Annotated in this window: 19 protein-coding genes, 4 tRNA genes and 1 pseudogene; 12 read left to right on the forward strand and 12 right to left on the reverse strand. The window is 65.9% G+C overall.

All coding sequences use genetic code 11. The annotated features are described in order from the left end of the window. Positions 1-19: 19 nt before the first annotated feature. The 4 genes and pseudogenes from ACV22W_RS10410 to ACV22W_RS10425 all read right to left on the reverse strand — a co-directional run bounded on the left by ACV22W_RS10410 (position 20) and on the right by ACV22W_RS10425 (position 1728). A tRNA-Leu gene (locus ACV22W_RS10410) sits at positions 20-106 on the reverse strand. 199 nt (positions 107-305) lie between these two features. After that, positions 306-915: pseudogene (locus ACV22W_RS10415) on the reverse strand (IS3 family transposase); the annotation flags it as partial. A 98-nt stretch (positions 916-1013) separates the two neighbouring features. Beyond that, positions 1014-1100, reverse strand: a tRNA-Leu gene (locus ACV22W_RS10420). A 541-nt stretch (positions 1101-1641) separates the two neighbouring features. Next, positions 1642-1728: transfer RNA gene (locus ACV22W_RS10425), tRNA-Leu, on the reverse strand. A 249-nt stretch (positions 1729-1977) separates the two neighbouring features. Here ACV22W_RS10425 and rnr point away from each other — a divergent pair. From rnr to ACV22W_RS10455, 6 genes are all read left to right on the forward strand, one after another. Then, on the forward strand, positions 1978-4440 hold the full coding sequence (rnr, locus tag ACV22W_RS10430) for a ribonuclease R (protein ID WP_448019052.1): 2463 nt from the start codon (positions 1978-1980) through the stop codon (positions 4438-4440). Between the two features lie 151 nt (positions 4441-4591). Further along, positions 4592-5335 (forward strand): 23S rRNA (guanosine(2251)-2'-O)-methyltransferase RlmB, encoded by a 744-nt coding sequence (rlmB, locus tag ACV22W_RS10435; protein WP_059818106.1) that lies wholly within the window; start codon positions 4592-4594, stop codon positions 5333-5335. 103 nt (positions 5336-5438) lie between these two features. After that, positions 5439-6311, forward strand: coding sequence for an N-acetylmuramoyl-L-alanine amidase (locus ACV22W_RS10440; protein WP_448019053.1), 873 nt, complete (start codon positions 5439-5441; stop codon positions 6309-6311). Between the two features lie 107 nt (positions 6312-6418). Beyond that, positions 6419-7111 carry a ribose-5-phosphate isomerase RpiA gene (gene rpiA / locus ACV22W_RS10445; protein ID WP_448019054.1) on the forward strand — a complete coding sequence of 231 codons (693 nt, stop codon included), beginning with the start codon at positions 6419-6421 and terminating at the stop codon, positions 7109-7111. 283 nt (positions 7112-7394) lie between these two features. Then, positions 7395-8111, forward strand: a complete 717-nt coding sequence (locus ACV22W_RS10450; RefSeq protein ID WP_059691784.1) for a FadR/GntR family transcriptional regulator — start codon at positions 7395-7397, stop codon at positions 8109-8111. A 100-nt stretch (positions 8112-8211) separates the two neighbouring features. Next, the gene (locus tag ACV22W_RS10455) at positions 8212-9198 is read left to right on the forward strand and encodes a Gfo/Idh/MocA family protein (protein ID WP_448019055.1); all 987 of its coding nucleotides are present in this window, start codon (positions 8212-8214) and stop codon (positions 9196-9198) included. A 62-nt stretch (positions 9199-9260) separates the two neighbouring features. On the opposite strand, the gene ACV22W_RS10460 is transcribed toward ACV22W_RS10455, so the two are convergent. The 7 genes from ACV22W_RS10460 to ACV22W_RS10490 form a co-directional block, all read right to left on the reverse strand. Beyond that, positions 9261-9953: an amino acid ABC transporter permease gene (locus ACV22W_RS10460; protein WP_059818112.1), complete on the reverse strand. Its 693-nt coding sequence runs from the start codon at positions 9951-9953 to the stop codon at positions 9261-9263. Between the two features lie 122 nt (positions 9954-10075). Then, complete coding sequence (locus ACV22W_RS10465; protein ID WP_448019056.1) at positions 10076-10870, reverse strand: cystine ABC transporter substrate-binding protein; 795 nt, start codon at positions 10868-10870, stop codon at positions 10076-10078. A gap of 102 nt (positions 10871-10972) precedes the next feature. Continuing rightward, entirely contained in the window at positions 10973-12010 is a 1038-nt protein-coding gene (locus tag ACV22W_RS10470; RefSeq protein ID WP_059532916.1) for a quinone-dependent dihydroorotate dehydrogenase, read from the reverse strand. Between the two features lie 179 nt (positions 12011-12189). After that, a complete protein-coding gene (locus ACV22W_RS10475) occupies positions 12190-13020 on the reverse strand; it encodes an arginyltransferase (protein ID WP_448019057.1) in 831 nt (276 codons plus the stop codon). Between the two features lie 33 nt (positions 13021-13053). Continuing rightward, positions 13054-13818, reverse strand: a complete 765-nt coding sequence (aat, locus tag ACV22W_RS10480) for a leucyl/phenylalanyl-tRNA--protein transferase (RefSeq protein ID WP_448019058.1) — start codon at positions 13816-13818, stop codon at positions 13054-13056. Positions 13819-13829: 11 nt separating this feature from the next. Continuing rightward, positions 13830-14375 carry an NUDIX hydrolase gene (locus tag ACV22W_RS10485; RefSeq protein ID WP_059447221.1) on the reverse strand — a complete coding sequence of 182 codons (546 nt, stop codon included), beginning with the start codon at positions 14373-14375 and terminating at the stop codon, positions 13830-13832. Positions 14376-14547: 172 nt separating this feature from the next. Next, a tRNA-Met gene (locus ACV22W_RS10490) sits at positions 14548-14624 on the reverse strand. Positions 14625-14839: 215 nt separating this feature from the next. On the opposite strand from ACV22W_RS10490, the gene ACV22W_RS10495 reads away from it, so the two are divergent. From ACV22W_RS10495 to ACV22W_RS10505, 3 genes are read left to right on the forward strand one after another with little or no spacing between them, the layout of a single operon-like run. Continuing rightward, positions 14840-15337: a heme-degrading domain-containing protein gene (locus ACV22W_RS10495; protein ID WP_448019059.1), complete on the forward strand. Its 498-nt coding sequence runs from the start codon at positions 14840-14842 to the stop codon at positions 15335-15337. 3 nt (positions 15338-15340) lie between these two features. Next, positions 15341-15679: a DMT family transporter gene (locus tag ACV22W_RS10500; protein WP_034186989.1), complete on the forward strand. Its 339-nt coding sequence runs from the start codon at positions 15341-15343 to the stop codon at positions 15677-15679. Positions 15680-15710: 31 nt separating this feature from the next. Beyond that, the gene (locus ACV22W_RS10505; protein ID WP_448019060.1) at positions 15711-16859 is read left to right on the forward strand and encodes an enoyl-CoA hydratase/isomerase family protein; all 1149 of its coding nucleotides are present in this window, start codon (positions 15711-15713) and stop codon (positions 16857-16859) included. A gap of 125 nt (positions 16860-16984) precedes the next feature. On the opposite strand, the gene ACV22W_RS10510 is transcribed toward ACV22W_RS10505, so the two are convergent. Further along, positions 16985-17413, reverse strand: coding sequence for a hypothetical protein (locus ACV22W_RS10510; RefSeq protein WP_448019061.1), 429 nt, complete (start codon positions 17411-17413; stop codon positions 16985-16987). Positions 17414-17754: 341 nt separating this feature from the next. On the opposite strand from ACV22W_RS10510, the gene ssuD reads away from it, so the two are divergent. The 3 genes from ssuD to ACV22W_RS10525 are packed head-to-tail and all read left to right on the forward strand — an operon-like array spanning position 17755 to position 20697. Then, positions 17755-18912, forward strand: a complete 1158-nt coding sequence (gene ssuD, locus ACV22W_RS10515; protein WP_448019062.1) for an FMNH2-dependent alkanesulfonate monooxygenase — start codon at positions 17755-17757, stop codon at positions 18910-18912. A gap of 16 nt (positions 18913-18928) precedes the next feature. Then, positions 18929-19741, forward strand: a complete 813-nt coding sequence (ssuC, locus tag ACV22W_RS10520; RefSeq protein WP_448019063.1) for an aliphatic sulfonate ABC transporter permease SsuC — start codon at positions 18929-18931, stop codon at positions 19739-19741. Continuing rightward, positions 19738-20697: an ATP-binding cassette domain-containing protein gene (locus tag ACV22W_RS10525; protein ID WP_448019064.1), complete on the forward strand. Its 960-nt coding sequence runs from the start codon at positions 19738-19740 to the stop codon at positions 20695-20697. The genes ssuC and ACV22W_RS10525 overlap by 4 nt, the downstream gene beginning before the upstream one ends. Positions 20698-20722 lie beyond the last annotated feature (25 nt).

Raw genomic sequence — 20722 nt, forward strand, 5'->3', positions numbered from 1 at the left:
CCTTTTCAAAAAAAACAGATGGTGCCCAGGAGAGGACTCGAACCTCCACGATGTTGCCACCGCTAGGACCTGAACCTAGTGCGTCTACCAATTCCGCCACCTGGGCACGTTTCGCTTTGCTGCATCGCGAAAGACCGCAATTATAGCGTGACTGAAGGGAGTGTCAACAGATTTTTTGCGCGAGCGTTTGAATGGGCTTGAAAAAGGGTACGCCTGGTTCGTCGCTGACCACCGAGATCGCCGGGAATCTCGAAATTTGCGCCCGTGATTCCGCTTCGTTGTTCGAGTGGGTGTCAAGTCCTGGAATACACGAACGGGCCAGCCGTGGGCATATACGTGATATCGGCCACCCACACTTGTTCGGGCCCACCCGGCACGACCTGGTCTCGGCTGGCGCAGCCGTAGATCCCGCACCAGCGTCGTCACGGCTTCGGCTTGCGTGCCGCGGCGTTCCTCGCTGCGACATCGCTTGTAATACGCCTGCCGGCTGATGCCCATGTAGCGGCAGGCACGCTCGACGCTCAGCTTTTCGATCCGCCTTTGCGCGAGGACCTGCTCGAAGGCGTTTTCGCGGCGTTCATATACGTGCGCATTACGTCGAGCACGCCTCGAACAACGCGGCTTTCTCCCGCGCCTCTCGCAACTGCGTCTCCAACTCCCTGATGCGGTGCTCCGGTGTGAGCGCTTTGAGTCTTGCCTGGCCATGGCGGAACCCGATCGCGCACGGCCGGATCGCTCGGCCCAATCCTGCAAGCCGTGCTTACGTAACCATACCAGCGCGGTCGAGCGTCCCTGGATGCCGTAGCGCCGCTGCGCCTCTTTATGCGTCAGCTCGCCTTTTTCGACTTGGGTCACCACCGACAGCTTAAAAGCCAGGCTGTAGTCCCGTTGCGTCCGCTTGATCCCTTGTTCCAATTGCCACCTCTTCGTCTCGGCGAAAAAGTGTCAACCTATTTCAGGACGGGTCAAGAAAAAGAAAAAGGCCGGCTAGAAGCCGGCCTTTCTCAAATAAGTGGTGCCCAGGAGAGGACTCGAACCTCCACGGTGTTGCCACCGCTAGGACCTGAACCTAGTGCGTCTACCAATTCCGCCACCTGGGCACGTTTCGCTTGCTGCGATGCGAAGACCGCTATTCTAGCGTGTCTCGAGAGACTGTCAATACAATTCCTGCGATGGTCATAAAAATTTCGCGTGTCGCATGTTCGGGGTGCCACGCGCCAATCGTATCCATACGCGTTGCCGCGAACTTCCAGCGCAGCGCTTCGGCTGTGTCGACGCTGCCATGCTCGAACGGCGCGCGGCCGTCCGCCGGCGTCATGTAGTGGATTGCGCGTCGGCGAGGGCGGGCTTTGCGTGCGCTTGCTGCGCGCCTCGTGCGAGGACCGCAACCGTGTCGGCGCTGAAATCGGCCGCGCCGACGTCGAGCGCTTCGTCAGTGGCTAGCCGCTCGTGAATTCACGGCGCGACACGACACGCGCTTCGTTGAAGGCAATGCGGCTGACGTACCAGCGGGGAGGGCAATCGATAACCGATCAACTCTGTCATCGATCGGCGTGACGGGCATATGGCGCGGCCAGCTCGCGTAATGTGAGGCTTGAAATGAAAAAAGGCCGGCATAAAGCCGACCTTTTCAAAAACAGATGGTGCCCAGGAGAGGACTCGAACCTCCACGATGTTGCCACCGCTAGGACCTGAACCTAGTGCGTCTACCAATTCCGCCACCTGGGCACGTTTTGCAGTAGCTGCTTGCTGCAAAGAAGCGAAATTATAGCGCCCCAATTAATCGTGTCAACACTTTTTTGCAATGCACCGCAAAGCGGCCGCTGCGGCGCCCGCACGCGGCATTCGCGTCATTTGGCAACACAGGCGGGTGATAGAATGATCCGCCGCCGTCACTATAGAACTGTCTGACGGACACTTCTATGTTGATGCCGTGCACCATCAGTCAACGCAACGAGAACAATCATCGACAAACCCTTGAGCAAATATCCGTACCCCATTCCGAGCCGTGAAGAAATTCTCGGCGTGCTGCGTACGAGCGACGCGCCGCTGGCAGCCAACGACATCGCCGAAGCGTTGTCGATCAAGCGCCAGGAGCGCGAAGGGTTCTTCCGGCGTGTCGCCGCGATGGAACGCGACGGCCAGATCCGCCTCGACAAGCGCGGCCACTATCAGCTCACCCATCCGTCGAATTTCGTCGCCGGCCGCGTGCAGGGGCACCGCGACGGCTACGGGTTCGTGATCCGCGACGACGGCCAGGACGACCTGTTCCTGCCGAACGGCGAAATGCAGAAGGTCATGCACAACGACCGCGTGCTCGCGCGGATCGTCGGCTACGATCGCCGCGGCCGCCCGGAAGGCCATGTCGTCGAAGTCACCGAGCGCGCGAACAAGCGCGTGATCGGCCGCCTGCTCAATGAGAACGGCGCGCTGATCGTCGCACCCGAAGACAAGCGCATCGGCCACGACATCCTGATCACGCAGAACGTGAAGAAGGCAAAGGTCGGGCAGGTCGTCGTCGTCGAGTTGACCGATTTCCCGAGTCGCCATTCGCAACCGCTCGGCCGCGTCGTCGAAGTGCTCGGCGACATCGACGATCCGGGCATGGAAATCGAGATCGCGGTGCGCAAGTACGGCGTGCCGCACGAATTCAGCCAGCCGGCGCTCGATGAAGCCGCCGCGCTGCCCGACAAGGTGCGGCCGGCCGACCTGCGGTTCCGCGTCGATCTGCGCGACGTGCCGCTCGTGACGATCGACGGCGAGGATGCCCGTGACTTCGACGATGCCGTCTACTGCGAGCCGACCAAGGTCGGTCGCGGCGACGGCTTCCGCCTGATCGTCGCGATCGCCGACGTGTCGCACTACGTTCAGCCGGGCAACGGCCTCGATGCCGACGCACTGGAACGCAGCACGTCGGTCTATTTCCCGCGCCGCGTGATCCCGATGCTGCCGGAGAAGCTGTCGAACGGGCTGTGCTCGCTGAATCCGCAGGTCGACCGCTGCGTGCTGGCGTGCGACATGGTGATTACCGCGCGTGGCGAGATCAAGGCATACCAGTTCTATCCGGCCGTGATCCATTCGGCGGCGCGCCTGACGTACACCGAAGTCGCCGCCGTGCTGTCGAACACGAAGGGGCCGGAGGCCGCGCGCCGCGCGGACCTGTTGCCGCATCTGCAGGATCTGTACGGCGTCTACAAGGCGTTGTTCGCTGCCCGCCAGAAGCGCGGCGCGATCGACTTCGACACGACCGAGACTTACATCGTCTGCAACTCGCAGGGCAAGATCGAACAGATCGTGCCGCGTCAGCGCAACGATGCGCACAAGCTGATCGAGGAATGCATGCTGGCCGCGAACGTCTGCGCGGCCGACTTCCTGAAACGCAACAAGCACCCGGGCCTGTACCGCGTGCATGCGGGCCCGACGCCGGAGAAGCTCGAGAACCTGCGCGCGTTCCTGCGCGGCATGGGCCTGTCGCTGGGCGGCGGCGACAAGCCGCATGCGAGTGACTACGCCGCGCTGATGGCGCAGATCCGCGACCGGCCCGACGCGCAGATGCTGCAGCCGATGCTGCTGCGCTCGATGCAGCAGGCTGTCTACAGTCCGGACAACATCGGTCACTTCGGTCTCGCGTATGAGGCGTACGCGCACTTCACGAGCCCGATCCGCCGCTATCCCGACCTGCTCACGCACCGCGCGATCTACTCGATCCTGTCGGGCAGGAAGTACGTGCCGAAGGCACCGGAAGGCTTCGAGCTGAACACCGCGCTGTCGCCGCGCGCCCGCGCGATGCAGCAGGCCGACGACGAAGCGCGCGGCCGTTCGCGATCGAACACCGCGATCTGGGAAGAACTCGGCCTGCACTGCTCGGCGAACGAGCGCCGTGCCGACGAAGCGTCGCGCGACGTCGAGGCCTGGCTCAAGTGCTACTTCATGCGCGACAAGCTCGGCGAGGAGTACGGCGGGATGGTGAACGGCGTTACGTCGTTCGGCATCTTCGTGCAGCTCGATACGCTGTTCATCGAAGGGCTCGTGCACGTCACGGAACTCGGCTCGGATTACTTCCAGTACGACGAGATCAAGAACGAGTTGCGCGGCGAGCGCACGGGCATCCGCTATCGCCTGTCCGATCGTGTGCGCGTGCAGGTGAGCCGCGTCGATCTCGACGCGCGCAAGATCGATTTCCGTCTCGTGCGCGACACGCCGGTGAAGGCGCCGCGTCCGGCACCGGCGCCGATCGTCGACGGCAACGGTAACGATCGCGGCGGCCCGCGCGTGCGCTCGTTGCCGCCGGTGGAGGAAGCCGCACCGCGTCGCAAGAAGGCGGCGAGCGCGCCGACCGTCGCGGTGAAGGAGGCGCGTGCCGCGCGTGCCGCGAAGAAGAAGGGCGGCGTGGCGGCGAAGACGGCCGCGAAGAAGGCACACGCCCGCAAGAAGTATTGAGCGTTCGGGGCAGCGCACGCGCGCGCCCTTGCAGTATCGAGAGACGCCGCGTTTTACCGGACACCAGCCGGCAACGCGGCGCTTTCCTTTTCCATGGATCGCGGCTGCGCTCATCGCGCGGCCGCACGTTTGAACGAAGGTTGTTCCAGTCATGTCTCGTCTGAAGGTTCTTTACGGTTTTCATGCGGTGACCGCACGTTTGCGGCACGATGCGTCGACGGTTGCGGAGGTGCTGTACGACCAGACGCGCCGCGACCGCCGCATGCAGGACTTCCTGCACACCGCGAAGGAAGCCGGCGTGCGGCTGATCGCAGCCGACGAAACCCGCCTGTGGGGCCTCGCGCATACCGAGCGCCACCAGGGCGTCGTTGCGCGCGTCGAGGACGTTCCGCTTGCGCAGAACCTGTCCGAGCTGCTCGACGGCATCCAGGGCCCGGCACTGCTGCTGGTGCTCGACGGCGTCACCGATCCGCATAACCTCGGCGCATGCCTGCGCGTCGCCGATTCGGCCGGCGCCCATGCGGTGATCGCGCCGCGTGACCGCGCGGTCGGCCTGAATGCGACCGCGGCGAAGGTCGCGAGCGGCGCGGCCGACACGGTGCCGTACATCACGGTCACGAACCTCGCCCGCGCCCTGCGCGAGCTGAAGGAAGCAGGCGTGTGGATCATCGGCACGTCGGACGAGGCGCCGGGGACGCTGTACGACACGAAGCTCGACGGCCCCGTCGCCATCGTCATGGGGGCGGAGGGCGAAGGTATGCGCCGGCTCACGCGCGACACTTGCGACGAAGTGATGAGCATCCCGATGGCCGGCAGCGTCGAAAGCCTGAACGTGTCGGTTGCGAGCGGCGTGTGCCTGTATGAAGCGGTGCGGCAGCGGCGCGTGAAGGGCTGACCCGGGCTGACGCACGCGGCCTCGCGCGATGCGCGGGCCGTCACGACCAGAACGACGCGTGCCGCGACTGCGCGCGGCACGCGGCTCCCGGAACTCGCGGACCATGACCCTGTTTCGCCTCGGCGCATCGTGCGCCATCCTCGGCCTGCTGGCCGCCTGCACATCGCCGTCGCTGATCGAGCGCGATGCCTACTACGCCGATACGAGCCTGCACGCGCGCGGCGCCGATTCGCGGATCCGCTTTCTCGTGATGCATTACACCGAAAGCGACGAACCGAAATCGCTGCGCACGCTGACGGGTGATTCCGTCAGCGCGCACTACGTCGTGCCGCCGCAACCGCGCATCGAACACGGGATGCCGGTCGTCTACCAGCTCGTTCCCGAATCGAAACGCGCATGGCATGCGGGTATCAGCGAATGGCAGGGCACGACCGAGCTCAACGCGGCGTCGATCGGCATCGAGAACGTGAACCGTGGCCCGCTCGATCCGCAAGACCGCACGTGGCAGCCGTATCCGCCCGAACAGGTCGATGCGCTGATCCGCCTGTCGAAGGACATCGTCGCGCGCTACGGAATTCCGCCGACGCGCGTGGTCGGTCACAGCGACATCGCGCCACAACGCAAGATCGATCCGGGGCCGCTGTTTCCGTGGCACGCGCTCGCGCAAGCCGGCGTCGGCGCGTGGCCGGACGATGCGACCGTAGCCGCGCGACTGGGCGGCCGCGATCCGCACGCGCTCGTCGACGTGCGGGAATTGCAGCTGAAGCTTGCACGCTACGGCTATGACGTGCCGACCGACGGCGTGCTCGACACGCGCACGCAGCGCGTATTCGCGGCGTTTCAGATGCATTTCCGGCCATCCGACTATGCGGGCAACCCGGATGCCGGAACCGATGCGATCGCGCAAGCGCTGCTCGACAAGTATTTCCCCGCCACGCCGCCGGCGGAGGACGGAGTCGCAACGGGCGCGCCCTGACGATCGATCGGCACGCGAGGCGCTGCAACACGCGCGGAAAAAGCCCGGGTCGTCATCCGAGTCCGGTAAACTGCCGGTTTTCCGCAATCCCGCTGTATTCCCACCCCATGACTCAAGACGAACTCAAACGCCTGGTCGGCCAGGCAGCCGCTGATTATGTGATCCAGAACGTGCCGGAAGGCGCGGTGATCGGCGTCGGCACCGGCTCGACCGCCAACTGCTTCATCGACGCGCTCGCGGCCGTCAAATCGCGGTACCGCGGCGCCGTGTCGAGCTCCATCGCGACGACCGAACGCCTCAAGTCGCACGGCATCAAGGTGTTCGACCTGAACGAGGTCGAATCGCTGCAGGTGTACGTCGACGGTGCCGACGAGATCGATGCAAGCGGTGCAATGATCAAGGGCGGTGGCGGTGCGCTGACGCGCGAGAAGATCGTCGCGTCGGTGGCCGATACGTTCGTCTGCATCGCGGATGGCAGCAAGCGCGTGCCGGTGCTCGGCGCATTCCCGCTGCCGATCGAAGTCGTGCCGATGGCGCGCACGGCGATCGGCCGACGCTTGACCGCGCTGGGCGGCGTGCCGGTGCTGCGCGTGACGAAGGACGGCACGCCGTTCATCACCGACAACGGCAACGAAATCATCGACGTGAAGGGGCTGCAGATCGCCGATCCGCGCAGTTTCGAAGCGCAGGTGAACGCATGGCCGGGCGTCGTGACGGTCGGCCTGTTCGCCGAGCGCGGCGCGAATCTGTGTCTGCTAGGCACGGCAAACGGCGTTGAGACGATCGTTTATCCCGATTAATCGAAACTGAATGAGAAGCAGTCCGTAATGGCGTCAGGATGCCGTAATGGATTGCATGTTTGAATTGGACGGAAAACCCGGCCCGGCAAGCGCAGCGCGCTTTCCGGGCTTTTTTTGAAGCCTTATAAATCACCACGTCAAAAAGAGGGATAACCCTGTCAGGTGTTTACCAGATAGCGAAATATCCCCGAACTCATCAACTTATAGATCATAAGAACAGTCGTAACCAGGGCCGGCGGAACTGCGGAGCAGGTGTTCGCAAATCGACGCACGGGGAGGTGTCATGGAGCAGGGCAAAGACCGGTCACTGGTCGCCAAAGTGATGGATGGGCTTGTCGCGGGTATCGTCGAGGACAAGTACGGCGGCATTTTGCCGCCGCAGGATGTGCTGTCGAAAGAGTTCGACGTGAGCCGTACGGTGATGCGCGAAGCATTGTCGATGTTGCTTGCGCGCGACATGCTCGACGTGCGTCCGAAAGTCGGTACGCGGGTTCGACCGATGCGCGACTGGCGCATGATCGATGAAGACGTGGTGAGCTGGCGATTCCGCGCGAAGCCGGATCCGCAGTTCATGCGCGACGTCATCGAGTTCCGGATGCTGATCGAACCGCGCGCGACCGCACAGGCAGCTGTTCGTGCGACGGCGGTCGACATTGCAGGCATTCGCGAGGCATTCGAAGCGTTCAAGGTGTTGCAACCGGGCGACCCCGGATACGACACGGCGGACGAGCTGCTGCACACGCGGATCGTTCAGGCGAGCGGCAACCAGTTCTTCCAGCAGATGGCGGCCATCGTGCGCGGTGCGGTGCGTCTCGTGAATCCGCGCGTCGCGCAAAAGGACGGTGCGCACGACGTCGCGGTGAAGGCGCATGCGCGCGTCGTCGACGCGATCGAGCGCCGCGATCCGCGCGAAGCCGAAGCGGCATCGCTGGCGTTGATCGATTTCAGCGCCGACGAGATTTCGCGCGATTTCTCCGTCGACGTGCCCGTGCGCGCCTGAATCGGCACGCGTCGCTTATCCGTGCGCCGGCGAGCCGTTATCATGACGGCCGGCCGGCAGCGTGCCGGCCACCGTCATACGACCGACACGGAAGATCCGGATGAACGACCTCGACAACCGCCCGGTGCGCTTCGGCATCGTCGGCGCGGGCAGCATCGCACGCCGATTCGCACAAAGCCTCGCTCACGTGCCGGGTGCCACGCTCGGCGGCGTATGGGCCCGCCGCGCCGACGCGGCAACCGCCTTCTGCGACAGCTGCGGCGGCACGCCCGCCGCCAGCCTCGACGCGCTCCTCGCGAGCGACATCGACGCGATCTATATCGCGACACTCCACGACAGTCACGCGCACTACGCGCAAGCGGCGCTCGCCGCCGGCAAGGCCGTGCTGTGCGAAAAACCCGCGACGTTGAACGCAACGCAACTTGATGCCGTGCTGGATGCGGCACGCGCTGCCCGTCGGCTCTTCATGGAAGCGATGAAGCCACCGTTCTTTCCGCTGTACCGTCAGTTGCGCGCGCACCTGCACGACGATCCGATCGGTGAAATCCGGCTCGTGCGCGCGGGCTGCGCGTCTTCGTCGGTGCCGGACGATCATTCCGTCTATCGACTCGACCGCGCTGGCGGCGCGCTGCTCGACATCGGAATCTACGAAGCGTTTCTCGCGGTCGACTGGCTCGGCGCGGCAGTCGACGTGCAGACACTCGGCCGCATCGGCGCGACGGGTGTCGACGTGTTCGCGAGCCTGAACAGCCGTCACGCGAACGGCGGCATCGCGCAGCTCTTCTGCGGGCTCGACGTGATGGGACGCGGTGACGCGCTGATCGCCGCCGCAGGCGGGCACGTGACGATTCACGAGAAGTGGTGGAACCCCGAGCGGGCGACGATCCGCTATGCGGACGGACGCACGGTCGAACTCCATGCGCCGGCCGACGGCGGCGGCCTGAACTACGAGACCGCACATTTCTGCGACCTGCTGCGCGCCGGCGAGCTCGAGAGTCCGATCATGACGCACGACCACTCGCGCCGAATGATCGCGATGACCGACGCCGCACGTGCGGCACTCGGCGTGCGCTATTCGGGCGAGTAGGCGGAAAGGAAGAGAAGGCGGGAGCCGGGTGCGCGATCGCGGCCCGGCGAGGGATTCCGTGTTCAGTGCCGCGCGGGCAGCGACAGGCGCTTTTCGTACCAGCGCTGGACCCATTCGAGGATCTGACACAGCACCCAGTAGACGGCGGCGGCGGCCAGGTACAGCGGCAGCGGTTGGTAGGTCGCCGCGATCACTTCCTGCGCGCTGCGCAGCAGTTCGGTCACGGTGATCACCGACACGAGCGACGTGTCCTTGATCAGGCTGATCAGGCTGTTCGACAGGCTCGGCACCGCGATGCGCAGTGCCTGCGGGCCGATCACGTAGCGCAGCGTCTGCCCCCACGACAGCCCGAGGCTGTACGCGGCCAGCCATTGGCCGCGGGCAATCCCGTTGATCGCGCCGCGCATGCTTTCCGACATGTAGGCGGCGACGTTCGCGGACAGGGCGATCACGCCGGCGGGCGTTGGATCGAGCGAGATGCCGAGGCTCGGCAGCCCGTAATAGATGACGAAGATCTGCACGAGCAGCGGCGTGCCGCGCATCAGGCTCACGTATGCGCGCGCGAGCCACGCGAGTGCGTTGACCCAGATGCGTTCGAAGCCTTCGAGCGCCTCGCTTTGCCGGATGCCCATCATCGCGAGCACGACGGCGCCGAGCAGGCCGAACACCATCGACAGCACGGCGAACTTGACGGTCAGCACGGCACCCTGGGCGAGCACCGGCAGCGATTGGACGAGCAGGGACGTTGTCGACATGGAATACGAAGCGAATGCGTGCGCGAAAGCGCAATCATAAACCGGACCGATAAAACAAAGGGCGGCATCGTTTCGGATGCCGCCCTTTCCGGCCCGCCGTCAGGCGGAAAACAGAGGCGTGCTTACTTGATCGGCTTCGTCACGTCGATGCCGAACCACTTGTCCGAGATCTTCGTGAACGTGCCGTCGGCTTCGAGTTGCGTCATCGCGTCGTCGATCGCCTTCTGGAACTTCGGGTTGCCCTTCTTGAACGGGATGCCCGACGGGTTCGCCGAGCCGACGTTCGCGCCCGGGCGCAGCGGCAACTGCGAGTTCTTCGTCAGGTACGCGAGCATCAGGCGGTCGTTCAGCGCCGCGTCGAGACGGCCGGCCGCGAGGTCGCGCAGATACTCGGGCGCGCCCGGGTACGTCTTCACGTCGACGCCGGGCACCGACTTCGCCATGTCCATGTAGTTCGTGCCGAGCGCGACGCCGAGCTTCTTGCCCTTCAGGTCCTCGAGCGACTTGAACTGGCGCGTGTCGTCCTTGCGCTGGATCAGCTGCGCGGACGAATACGTGTACGCCGGCGAGAAGTCGAGCGTTTCCTTGCGCTTGTCGGTGATGCCGACCTGGTTGGCGATCACGTCGAACTTGCCGGCCTGCAGGCCCGCGATGATGCCGCTCCATTCGGTCGTGACGAACTCGGCCTTCACGCCGAGCTTCGCGGCGACGGCCTTCGCGATGTCGACGTCGAAGCCGACGAGTTCGCCTTGCGGGTTCTTCGAGTTGAACGGCGGGAACGTACCTTCGAGGCCGACGCGCAGCGTGCCGCGTTGCTTCACCTGGTCGAGGAGGTCGGCCGCATGCGCGGTGGCGGCAGCGAACGACGTACCGATCAGGCCGGCGACCAGCAGCTTCTTCAGCAGCGAAATTTTCATCGTGTGGGCTTCCTTGCGCCAGCGGGGCGCTTGATTCTGAATGTGAGACCGATCATAGCAAAAATGCAATCGGCCGCTAAATATCGTTTGTTTATGGCTATATTACGCGGCGCGATCGCGCGCGATCGCCTTCACGCATTCGGCGACGAGCGCGGGGCCGCGATAGATGAAGCCCGTGTACAGCTGGACGAGCGACGCGCCGGCCGCGAGCTTCGCGCGTGCGTCCTCGCCCGAGAAGATGCCGCCGACGCCGATGATCGGCACCGCGCTGCCGACTTCGGCATGCAGCTTGCGGATCACCTCGTTCGAGGCGTCGAACACCGGGCGGCCCGACAGGCCGCCGGCCTCGTCCGCGTGCGGCAGGCCCTGCACGGCGGCGCGCGACAACGTCGTGTTGGTGGCGATGACCGCTTCGATCTTGTGGCGCAGCAGCGTGTCGGCGATTTCCTTGACCTGCTCGTCGTCGAGATCGGGCGCGATCTTAAGCGCGAGCGGCACGAGCTTGCCGTGCAGGTCGGCAAGGCGCTGCTGCTTGTCCTTCAGCGCGGCGAGCAGCGCATCGAGCTCGCCCGCGCCCTGCAACTGGCGCAGGTTCTTCGTGTTCGGCGACGAAATGTTGATCGTCACGTAGCTCGCGAACGGATACACGCGCTCGAGGCAGTAGAGATAGTCTTCCGCAGCGCGTTCGATCGGCGTGTCGGCATTCTTGCCGATGTTCAGGCCGAGGATGCCGCGATAGCGGGCCGCCTGGACGTTCTTCACGAACTGGTCGACGCCGTGGTTGTTGAAGCCCATCCGGTTGATCAGCGCCTCCGCCTGCGGCAGACGGAACATCCGCGGGCGCGGGTTGCCCGGCTGCGGGCGCGGCGTGACCGTGCCGACCTCGATGAAGCCGAAGCCGAGCGCCGCGAGGCCGTCGATGGCCGCGCCGTCCTTGTCGAGGCCGGCGGCGAGGCCGACCGGATTGCGGAACGTGAGCCCCATCACGGTGCGCGGCGCATCGGGCACGCGGGACGACAGCGCGCAGGCGAGGCCCGTACGGCCGGCCGCGCCGAGCGCGCGCAGCGTGAGGTGGTGAGCGTCTTCCGCATCCATCTTGAACAGGGATGCGCGGGCCAGCGGATAGAGGGAACTGAACACGTGAATTGGGCGGACAGCCGGAATGAATGACAACCCGCTATTTTACCGGGAGTTGCGCGGCACGGGCGGGCTTCGCTTCGTAGCGGCCCGCGGCGACGGTTGACGCGCCGCGCATCAGCCGCTTCATGACTGGGACGGACGCTCGCCGCTCGCGAGCAACCGCGCCGGTGACGTTCACGTCAGCCCGACCCGCAATGTCCGCCGGGTAGCGGCGCGCGGGCGAGTGCCGCGTCGACCGGCGGCAGGTCGACCCGATCCGGATCGAGAACTTTCCAGCGGCCGTCGAGCAACCCTTCCAGCGGATGGAAGTTCGACTTGTAGGCCATCTTCGGGCTCTCGCGGATCCAGTAGCCGAGATACACGTACGGCAAGCCGAGGCTTTTCGCCTGCTCGATCTGCCACAGAATGTTGTACGTGCCGTAGCTCGTGTGCCGGTCGTCCGGCTCGAAGAACGTGTAGACCGACGACAGCCCGTCGCCGAGGATGTCGATCATGCTGACCATGCGCAGCTTGCCGGGCTCGCCGCCCGGCGCGTCGAGGTCGCGGAATTCGACGAGGCGCGAATTGATCCGGCTCTGCAGCAGGAATTGCTCGTACTGGTCGCGGCTGTCGCGATCCATGCCGCCGCCGGCGTGGCGGGCCGACTGGTAGCGCATGTAGAGCGCGTAATGCTCCTCGTCGTAGTGCAGCGGCGAGACCGTCGCGACGAGCGCGCGGTGCCGCTTCCACATCCGGCGTTGCGTGCGCGACGGTGTGAACGCGCCGACCGGCACGCGCACCGGCACGCAGGCGCGGCAGCCGTCGCAGTATGGGCGGTAGGTGAACACGCCCGAGCGCCGGAAGCCGGCCTTCACGAGCTCGGTATAGATGTCGGAATTGATCAGGTGGCTCGGCGTCGCGACTTGCGAGCGCGCGACGCGGCCGTCCAGATAGCTGCACGGATAGGGCGCCGTTGCATAGAATTGCAGCGCCGAAAGCGGTGAAAGCGGCAGCTCAGTCGGGTGAGTCATGGGCAGCTCTCGATGCAGGGAGGGAGTGCCGCGCTAGCGCTCGATCCCGGAGGGGGCGGCCGGTTCTGCAGGGCCCGTCAGCGCGGCGAGCGCGCGCTTGTCGAACTGCCACGGAATCGGCGGTTCGGCCACCGCGCGGCGCACGTGAGCGACAAAGGCCTTGCGTGCGATCTCGCGGCCGCCGAGCGACGCTAGATGCGACGTATTCTGCTGGCAGTCTATCATCTCCAGCCCCTGCTCGCGAAGATGGGCGACGAGCGTCGCCAGTGCGATCTTCGACGCATCGGTGGCGTCCGCGTACATCGATTCGCCGAAAAACATCCGTCCGAACGCGACGCCGTACAGGCCGCCGACGCGGCGCCCGTCATGCCACGTCTCGATGCTGTGCGCGTTGCCGGAACGATAGAGCGATGTATATGCGTCGATGATTTCGGCCGTGATCCAGGTGCCGCGCTGCCCGCGACGCGGCGCCTGCGCGCACGCGCGCATCACGCCCGGAAAGTCGTGGTCGACGCGCACTTCCCACGCGGGGTCGCGCAGCACGCGCCTGAGCGTCTTGCGCAGCGACGGGGACACCTTGAATTCGGTTGGCACGAGGACCATCCGCGGGTCGGGGCTCCACCACAGCACGGGTTGACCGTCCGAATACCACGGGAAGATGCCGCGCAGGTAGGCTTCGATCAGGCGCGACGGCAGCAGGTCGGCGCTCGCCGCGAGCAGCCCCGGCGCGCCGGTCGCCGGACCGAGCGCGCGTTCGATGGGCGGAAACGGATCGTCCGGGCCGAGCCAGGGGACCATGGGGCGCGGGCTCAGCCGTTGCGCAGCGAGCGGAAGATATCGCCGGTATGGACGCCGTAGTCGCCGGCGGCGCGATCGGCGAAAAAGAAGCGCAGCGTCTGGCTGACGGTCGGGAACGCGATTTCGTCCCACGGAATGTCGGCTTCGTCGAACAACCTGACTTCGAGGCTTTCCTCGCCGGCCTCGTAGGCTGGATCGGTGAGCCGCGCCAGATAGAACAGGTGGACTTGGTGCACGTGCGGCACGTTCAGCAGCGTGAACAGGTTCTGCACCTCGACGCGTGCGCCGGCCTCTTCGAGCGTTTCGCGCGCGGCGGCCTCGGCCGTCGTCTCGCCCATCTCCATGAAGCCCGCCGGCAGCGTCCAGAAACCGTAGCGCGGTTCGATCGCGCGGCGGCACAGCAGCACCTGATCGCCCCAGACCGGCACCGTGCCGACCACGTTACGCGGATTCTGGTAATGGATCGTGCCGCAGTGATCGCAGACGAAGCGCTCACGGTTGTCGCCCTGAGGAATGCGCGCGATGACTTCGTGACCGCAGACGGAGCAGAATTTCATGTCGAGTGGAAGGGACGAGGTGATGCGAGTGTATCACCGGGGCGGGGCATTCTTGAACGCGCGCGCATGCGCGCGGCGTGCGGCGCGAAGCGCAACGTGCGATGCGCGGAATCGGGCGCCGAAAAACAAAAAGCCCGGCGTTGAGCCGGGCTTCTTGCATGAATCGGGACGTTGGTTGCGGGGGTAGGATTTGAACCTACGACCTTCGGGTTATGAGCCCGACGAGCTGCCAGACTGCTCCACCCCGCGTCCGTCGAAGAATTGAATTATATGGACTATTCAAAACGCTTGCAAGCACTTTCTGACAATCACGCCGCAATCGCCGGCGGGGCGCTTGCAGGGCCGGTACGGCGGGCGCGTGCGCTAGAATCGAGCGGTTTGCTTGTGTCGTTCATTCCGGCAGCGGAGTCGCGCGCGAATTGCGTCGGTGCCGTTGCAACACTCACTACTGCATCGACGGATTCATGGACATCGCTCACGATCTGCAATCGATCGGCGCGCAGGAACAGGCGCTCGTGTTTCCCCATTTCGACCCGGCTCGCGCCTGGGCGCTCGGCAACCGGATGCATGCGCTCGCGACGTCGCGCGGCCATGCAATCGCGATCGACATCGCCACGTTCGGCCAGCCGCTGTTCTATGCGGCGCTCGCCGGTGCGACGCCCGACAACGCCGACTGGGTGCGCCGCAAGCGCAACGTCGTCGCGCATTTCCGCCGCAGCTCGTATGCGATCGGCCTGCGCATGCAGCAGGCCGGCGCCACGCTCGCCGACAAGCACGGACTGCCGATCTCCGAATATTCGCCGCACGGCGGCGCGTTTCCGCTGACCGTCGCGGGGGCCGGCGTGATCGGCTCGATCACCGCATCGGGCCTGCCGCAGCGCGCGGATCACGAGTTCGTCGTCGAAGCGCTGTGCGCCGAGCTCGGGCAGAACTATGCCGTGCTGGCGCTTGCAAGGAGCTGAGCGATGCAGCTTCCGGGTTACGCATGGCTCGCGATCGCTATCGTCGCGGAAGTTGTCGGCACGTCCGCGCTGCGCGCGGCGGACGGTTTCACGCGCTTCTGGCCGTCGGCGCTCGTCGTGGCCGGTTACGGTATCGCGTTCTACTGTCTGTCCCTCACGTTGCGCACGATGCCCGTCGGCATCATCTATGCCGTGTGGTCGGGTGCCGGCATCGTGCTGATCACGCTCGTCGCGATGTTGCTCTATCGCCAGGTGCCGGACCTGCCGGCCGTGATCGGCCTCGGGCTGATCATCTCGGGCGTCGTGGTGCTGAACCTGTTCTCGAAGATGCAGGCGCACTGAGCGTGCGCCCGCGATACGCCGGATGGCTCACATGACCGATTCCACTTCCGCTTCCGCGGAATCCGCTCAACCCGACGTCCGCGCGTATGTCGCGAACCGCATCGGCTATCTCGAACTGAACCGGCCGAAGGCGCTGAATGCGCTGTCGGTCGGGATGATCCGGCTGATGCAGCAGGCGCTCGACGCGTGGCGTGACGACGCCGACGTGGTCGCCGTCGTGGTGCACAGCCCTCATCCTCGTGCGTTCTGCGCGGGCGGCGACGTGCGCTTCTTCCACGACGCGTGGCAGCGCGGCGACCGCGATGCGGTCGACACGTTCTTCATCGAGGAATACACGCTCAACCATACGATCTTCGCCTATCCGAAACCGTACATCGCGCTGATGCACGGTGTCGTGATGGGTGGCGGCATGGGCATTTCGCAGGCGGCACGGCATACGGGCGGCCTGCGCGTGGTCACCGACTCGACGAAGATGGCGATGCCCGAAACGCGCATCGGCCTGTTCCCCGATGTCGGGATGAGCTGGTTCCTCGCGCGCGTGCCGGGTGCGATCGGCCGCTATCTCGCGGTGACCGGCGCGACGCTCGACGCGGCCGGCGCACTGTATGCACAGCTCGCCGACGTGTACCTGCCCGACGCCGCGCTGCCGGCACTGCTCGATACGCTGCGCAGCGCACGCATCGACAGCGGCGCGCAGGCCGTCGCGTGCGTGGCCGACGCGGCCGCGTCGCACAAGGTCGTGCCGACGCCCGACACGTCTGCGCTGGCCGACGCGCGCGCCGGGATCGATCGTCATTTCGCGCAAGCCGATATCGGCGCGATCCTCGCATCGCTCGACGCCGAGCAGGATTGCGCCGCGGTCGACGGATGGGTCGAGAAGGCGACCCATGCGATGCGCAGCCAGCTGTCGCCGCTGTCGATGGCCGTGTCGCTCGAAGTCGTCGAACGGGCGCGCGGGGCGACGATGGCCGACTGCCTGCGGCGTGACCTCGACCTCACGCGTTCAACGTTCGCGCACGGCGACGTGATCGAGGGCGTGCGCGCGCTGATCGTCGACAAGGACCATCAGCCGGCCTGGCGCTTCAAGTCGATCGCCGATATCGACCGCGCCGACGTGCTCGCGATGTTCGACAGCCCGTGGACGCCCGACACGCATCCGCTGCGCAATTTGAAGGACTGACGCGCCGCGGTTTCGACGCGAAAAGCAAAAAGGCCGCCTGCATTGTGTGCAGGCGGCCTTTTCATTCGAGGGTGCCGATCCGGCTCGGCGGGCAGTGGGCCGGGGGCCTCGCGGCAAGACGTGCGTTATTCGTCGCCGGCGTCGTCCGACATGAACGCGCGCATGAACACGAGCGCGCCGAAGCCCCAGACCGCGTTCGCCGCGAAACCGGCGGCGAGCACCGGCATCATGTTGCCCGACGGCCAGATCCCGCGCAGCGGATCGATCGCGAACACGCGGGCGGCCGTCAGCACGATGCCGCCGAACACCAGCGCGCCGATCCACGGCGCCTCACGATCCGGCGCCACGCGCAGCAGCCACGCCATCGGGATCGCGCAGCACGCGCTGATCAATGCGTTCGCAACAAATTCAGGAATGCCGAGCGGCGCGAACGGTTGCGTGGAGAAGCCGGCGGCGGCGATCAGGTCGGCCGTATGCAGGAGCGCGAGCGTCGCTTCGCGAAAGAAGAGGGCGGCCAGGAAGCCGGACAGGAACGGCAGGATGACTTTCTGCATCGATGAGTGCATTGCAGGCGCGGCCGACCGGGGCCGTCCGCGCGAAGTTATTCGGATGGGTGCGTCATTATAGGGCCCGGCTGACGCGATATTCGCTGGAGCGTCGGGCTAATCACGAAAGCGGAAAACCTAAGCTAAAAAAAATCGTTCCAAAGCCCTGCAGCGATCCATAGACTGATTTCCCAGAAACAGCCGTGCAATCGCGTACTCGCCCGCGGCACGGCCTGACCGGCGAGCCATCCCGATTCGAATGCACACCATGCATGCGTCGCTCATTCGCGACGCGAGCAGGGCCTCGTGTTATCCAGATTCCGGCAAGAACAGTCAAGCAGGAGCAGCAGATGAATGTTTTCTGGTTTATTCCCACGCACGGCGACAGCCGTTACCTCGGCACCGCTGAAGGCGCGCGCGCCGCGGATTACGATTATTTCAAGCAGATCGCCGTCGCGGCCGACACGCTCGGCTATGAAGGCGTGCTGCTGCCGACCGGCCGTTCCTGCGAGGATGCGTGGGTCGTCGCGTCGAGCCTGATTCCGGCGACGCAACACCTGAAGTTCCTGGTCGCCGTGCGTCCCGGCATCGCATCGCCAGGCCTCGCGGCGCGGATGGCCGCGACGTTCGATCGTCTGTCGGGCGGGCGTCTGCTGATCAACGTCGTGACGGGTGGCGATGCCGCCGAGCTCGAAGGCGACGGACTGTTCGCCGACCACGACACGCGTTATGAAATCACCGACGACTTCCTGAACATCTGGCGCGGGCTGCTGTCCGCATCGCACGACAACGGCGGGTTCGACTACATCGGCAAGCACCTTCAATCGAAGGGCGGCAAGGCGCTGTATCCGCCCGTGCAGCGCCCGCATCCGCCGTTGTGGTTCGGCGGATCGTCGCCGGCCGCACACGCGATCGCCGCCGATCACATCGACACCTATCTGACCTGGGGCGAGCCGCCCGAGGCCGTCGCGAAGAAGATCGCCGACATTCGCGCCCGCGCCGAGGCGCGCGGCCGCAAGATCAGGTTCGGCATCCGCCTGCACGTGATCGTGCGCGAGACCGAGGACGAAGCCTGGCGCGATGCCGAGCGCCTGATCAGCCGTCTCGACGACGAGACGATCGCGCGTGCGCAGAAGGCATTCGCGAACATGGATTCGGAAGGCCAGCGCCGGATGGCCGCGCTGCACGGCGGCAAGCGCGGCGGCCGCGAGGCGCTCGAGGTGTATCCCAACCTGTGGGCCGGTGTCGGTCTCGTGCGCGGCGGCGCGGGTACCGCGCTCGTCGGCAACCCCGAACAGGTCGCCGAACGCATGCGCGAGTACGCGGATCTCGGCATCGAGACGTTCATCCTGTCCGGGTATCCGCACCTCGAGGAGTCGTACCGTTTCGCCGAGCTCGTGTTCCCGCTGATCAAGGGCAAGGGGGCGGTGCGGTCGTCCGGTCCGCTGTCGGGTCCGTTCGGCGAGATCGTCGGCAACAACTACCTGCCGAAGGCGAGCCAGAGCTGAACGAAGGAGGCCTGAGATGACAACGAAAACGTCGACGACCGGCGCGGCCGTGGCCGCCCGCGCCTGGCGCGGCATCGCGCCGTGGCTCGTGCCGCTCGCGCTGCTGGCCGCATGGGAGGTCGGCGCGCGCGTCGGCTGGCTGTCGACCCGCGTGCTGCCCGAGCCGGTGGCGGTCGTGCGTGCCGCGTGGTCGCTCGTGACGTCGGGCGAGATGTGGGCGAACGTGAAGGTCAGCACCTGGCGCGCGCTGTTCGGCTTCGCGATCGGCGGCGGCGTCGGCCTGGCGCTCGGGCTCGCGACCGGCTTGTCGAAAGCAGCGGAGATTGCGCTCGATTCGACGATCCAGATGATCCGCAACATCCCCGCGCTCGCGATGATTCCGCTCGTGATCCTGTGGTTCGGCATCGACGAGAAGGCGAAGCTGTTTCTCGTCGCGCTCGGTGTGTTCTTTCCGGTCTACATCAACACGTATCACGGGATCCGCTCGGTCGACGCGAACCTGATCGAGATGGCGAAGAGTTACGGCGTGCGCGGCTTCGCGCTGTATCGCGACGTGATCCTGCCCGGCGCATTGCCGTCGATTCTCGTCGGCGTGCGCTTCGCGCTCGGGCTGATGTGGGTGATGCTGATCGTCGCGGAAACGATTTCCGCGCAGTCGGGCATCGGCTACATGACGATGAACGCACGCGAATTCCTGCAAACCGATGTGGTGGTGGTCGGCATCCTGCTGTATGCGGTGCTCGGCAAGCTGGCCGACGTGCTGGCGAAATGGATCGAGCGCGTGACGCTGCGCTGGCACCCCGCCTATCAATCTGGAGCAAAAGCATGAATGCGACGACTTCGGCGGCCGGCTACGGCCCGCTCGCCGGCGCAGACCTCGAGGCCGAACTGGCGCAGGCACGCGTGGCGGACGACGACGCACGCCATGCGGCGATCGTCGATCGGGACGGCGGCGCATCCGTCGTTCCGCTTGCGCGGCGGCGCGCGGGCGGCCCGTCACAGGACGACGCAGTGACGCTGTCGGGCGTCAGCAAGCGCTTCGGCACGCGCACCGTGCTCGACAACGTCGAACTCGGCATCGCGCGCGGCAGCTTCGTCGCGATCGTCGGCCGCAGTGGCTGCGGGAAATCCACGCTGCTGCGCCTCGTCGCGGGACTCGAAGCGCCGACCAGCGGTGCCCTCGTGACGCGCGGCGAGGGGGGCGGCACGCTCGACACGCGAATCATGTACCAGGATGCGCGATTGCTGCCGTGGAAGACCGTGCTGCAGAACGTGATGCTGGGCCTGGGGCGCGGGGCGCGCGATCGGGCGCGCGCGGTGCTCGACGAAGTCGGGCTCCTCGAGCGCGCGAACGACTGGCCCGCGCAGTTGTCGGGCGGCCAGCGGCAGCGCGTCGCGCTCGCCCGAGCGCTCGTGCACCGACCGCAACTGCTGCTGCTCGACGAGCCGCTCGGCGCGCTCGACGCGCTGACCCGCATCGAGATGCATGCGCTGATCGAGCGCTTGTGGCGCGAGCACCGGTTTACCGCGCTGCTCGTCACGCACGACGTGCAGGAGGCCGTCGCCCTCGGCGACCGGATCCTGTTGATCGAGCAAGGTCGCGTCGCTCTCGATCAGCCGGTGCCGCTCGACCGGCCACGTGCACGCGCGTCGGCCGCGTTCGCGGCGCTCGAAGATCGCGTACTGCAACGCGTGCTCGCCGGCGGGCAAGGTGTGGCCGAGCAGGGCGCGGCACATGAGGTCGATCCCGTACGACCGGTCGGGCAAATTCGCTGGGCCGTTTAAATCCGGGCGGCACCGGCCGCCCGCT

The sequence above is a fragment of the Burkholderia sp. AW49-1 genome (assembly GCF_053427845.1).

Bases quoted from the DNA above. Each gene is read 5' to 3' on its own strand.
- ssuC (WP_448019063.1), top strand. From the start codon at position 18,929: ATGACAACGAAAACGTCGACGACCGGCGCGGCCGTGGCCGCCCGCGCC.
- ACV22W_RS10475 (WP_448019057.1), bottom strand. From the start codon at position 13,020: ATGACTCACCCGACTGAGCTGCCGCTTTCACCGCTTTCGGCGCTGCAA.
- ACV22W_RS10500 (WP_034186989.1), top strand. From the start codon at position 15,341: ATGCAGCTTCCGGGTTACGCATGGCTCGCGATCGCTATCGTCGCGGAA.
- ACV22W_RS10460 (WP_059818112.1), bottom strand. From the start codon at position 9,953: ATGTCGACAACGTCCCTGCTCGTCCAATCGCTGCCGGTGCTCGCCCAG.
- ACV22W_RS10525 (WP_448019064.1), top strand. From the start codon at position 19,738: ATGAATGCGACGACTTCGGCGGCCGGCTACGGCCCGCTCGCCGGCGCA.
- ssuD (WP_448019062.1), top strand. From the start codon at position 17,755: ATGAATGTTTTCTGGTTTATTCCCACGCACGGCGACAGCCGTTACCTC.
- ACV22W_RS10450 (WP_059691784.1), top strand. From the start codon at position 7,395: ATGGAGCAGGGCAAAGACCGGTCACTGGTCGCCAAAGTGATGGATGGG.
- ACV22W_RS10495 (WP_448019059.1), top strand. From the start codon at position 14,840: ATGGACATCGCTCACGATCTGCAATCGATCGGCGCGCAGGAACAGGCG.
- rpiA (WP_448019054.1), top strand. From the start codon at position 6,419: ATGACTCAAGACGAACTCAAACGCCTGGTCGGCCAGGCAGCCGCTGAT.
- ACV22W_RS10505 (WP_448019060.1), top strand. From the start codon at position 15,711: ATGACCGATTCCACTTCCGCTTCCGCGGAATCCGCTCAACCCGACGTC.
- ACV22W_RS10485 (WP_059447221.1), bottom strand. From the start codon at position 14,375: ATGAAATTCTGCTCCGTCTGCGGTCACGAAGTCATCGCGCGCATTCCT.
- ACV22W_RS10440 (WP_448019053.1), top strand. From the start codon at position 5,439: ATGACCCTGTTTCGCCTCGGCGCATCGTGCGCCATCCTCGGCCTGCTG.
- rlmB (WP_059818106.1), top strand. From the start codon at position 4,592: ATGTCTCGTCTGAAGGTTCTTTACGGTTTTCATGCGGTGACCGCACGT.
- ACV22W_RS10465 (WP_448019056.1), bottom strand. From the start codon at position 10,870: ATGAAAATTTCGCTGCTGAAGAAGCTGCTGGTCGCCGGCCTGATCGGT.
- ACV22W_RS10455 (WP_448019055.1), top strand. From the start codon at position 8,212: ATGAACGACCTCGACAACCGCCCGGTGCGCTTCGGCATCGTCGGCGCG.
- aat (WP_448019058.1), bottom strand. From the start codon at position 13,818: ATGGTCCCCTGGCTCGGCCCGGACGATCCGTTTCCGCCCATCGAACGC.
- ACV22W_RS10510 (WP_448019061.1), bottom strand. From the start codon at position 17,413: ATGCAGAAAGTCATCCTGCCGTTCCTGTCCGGCTTCCTGGCCGCCCTC.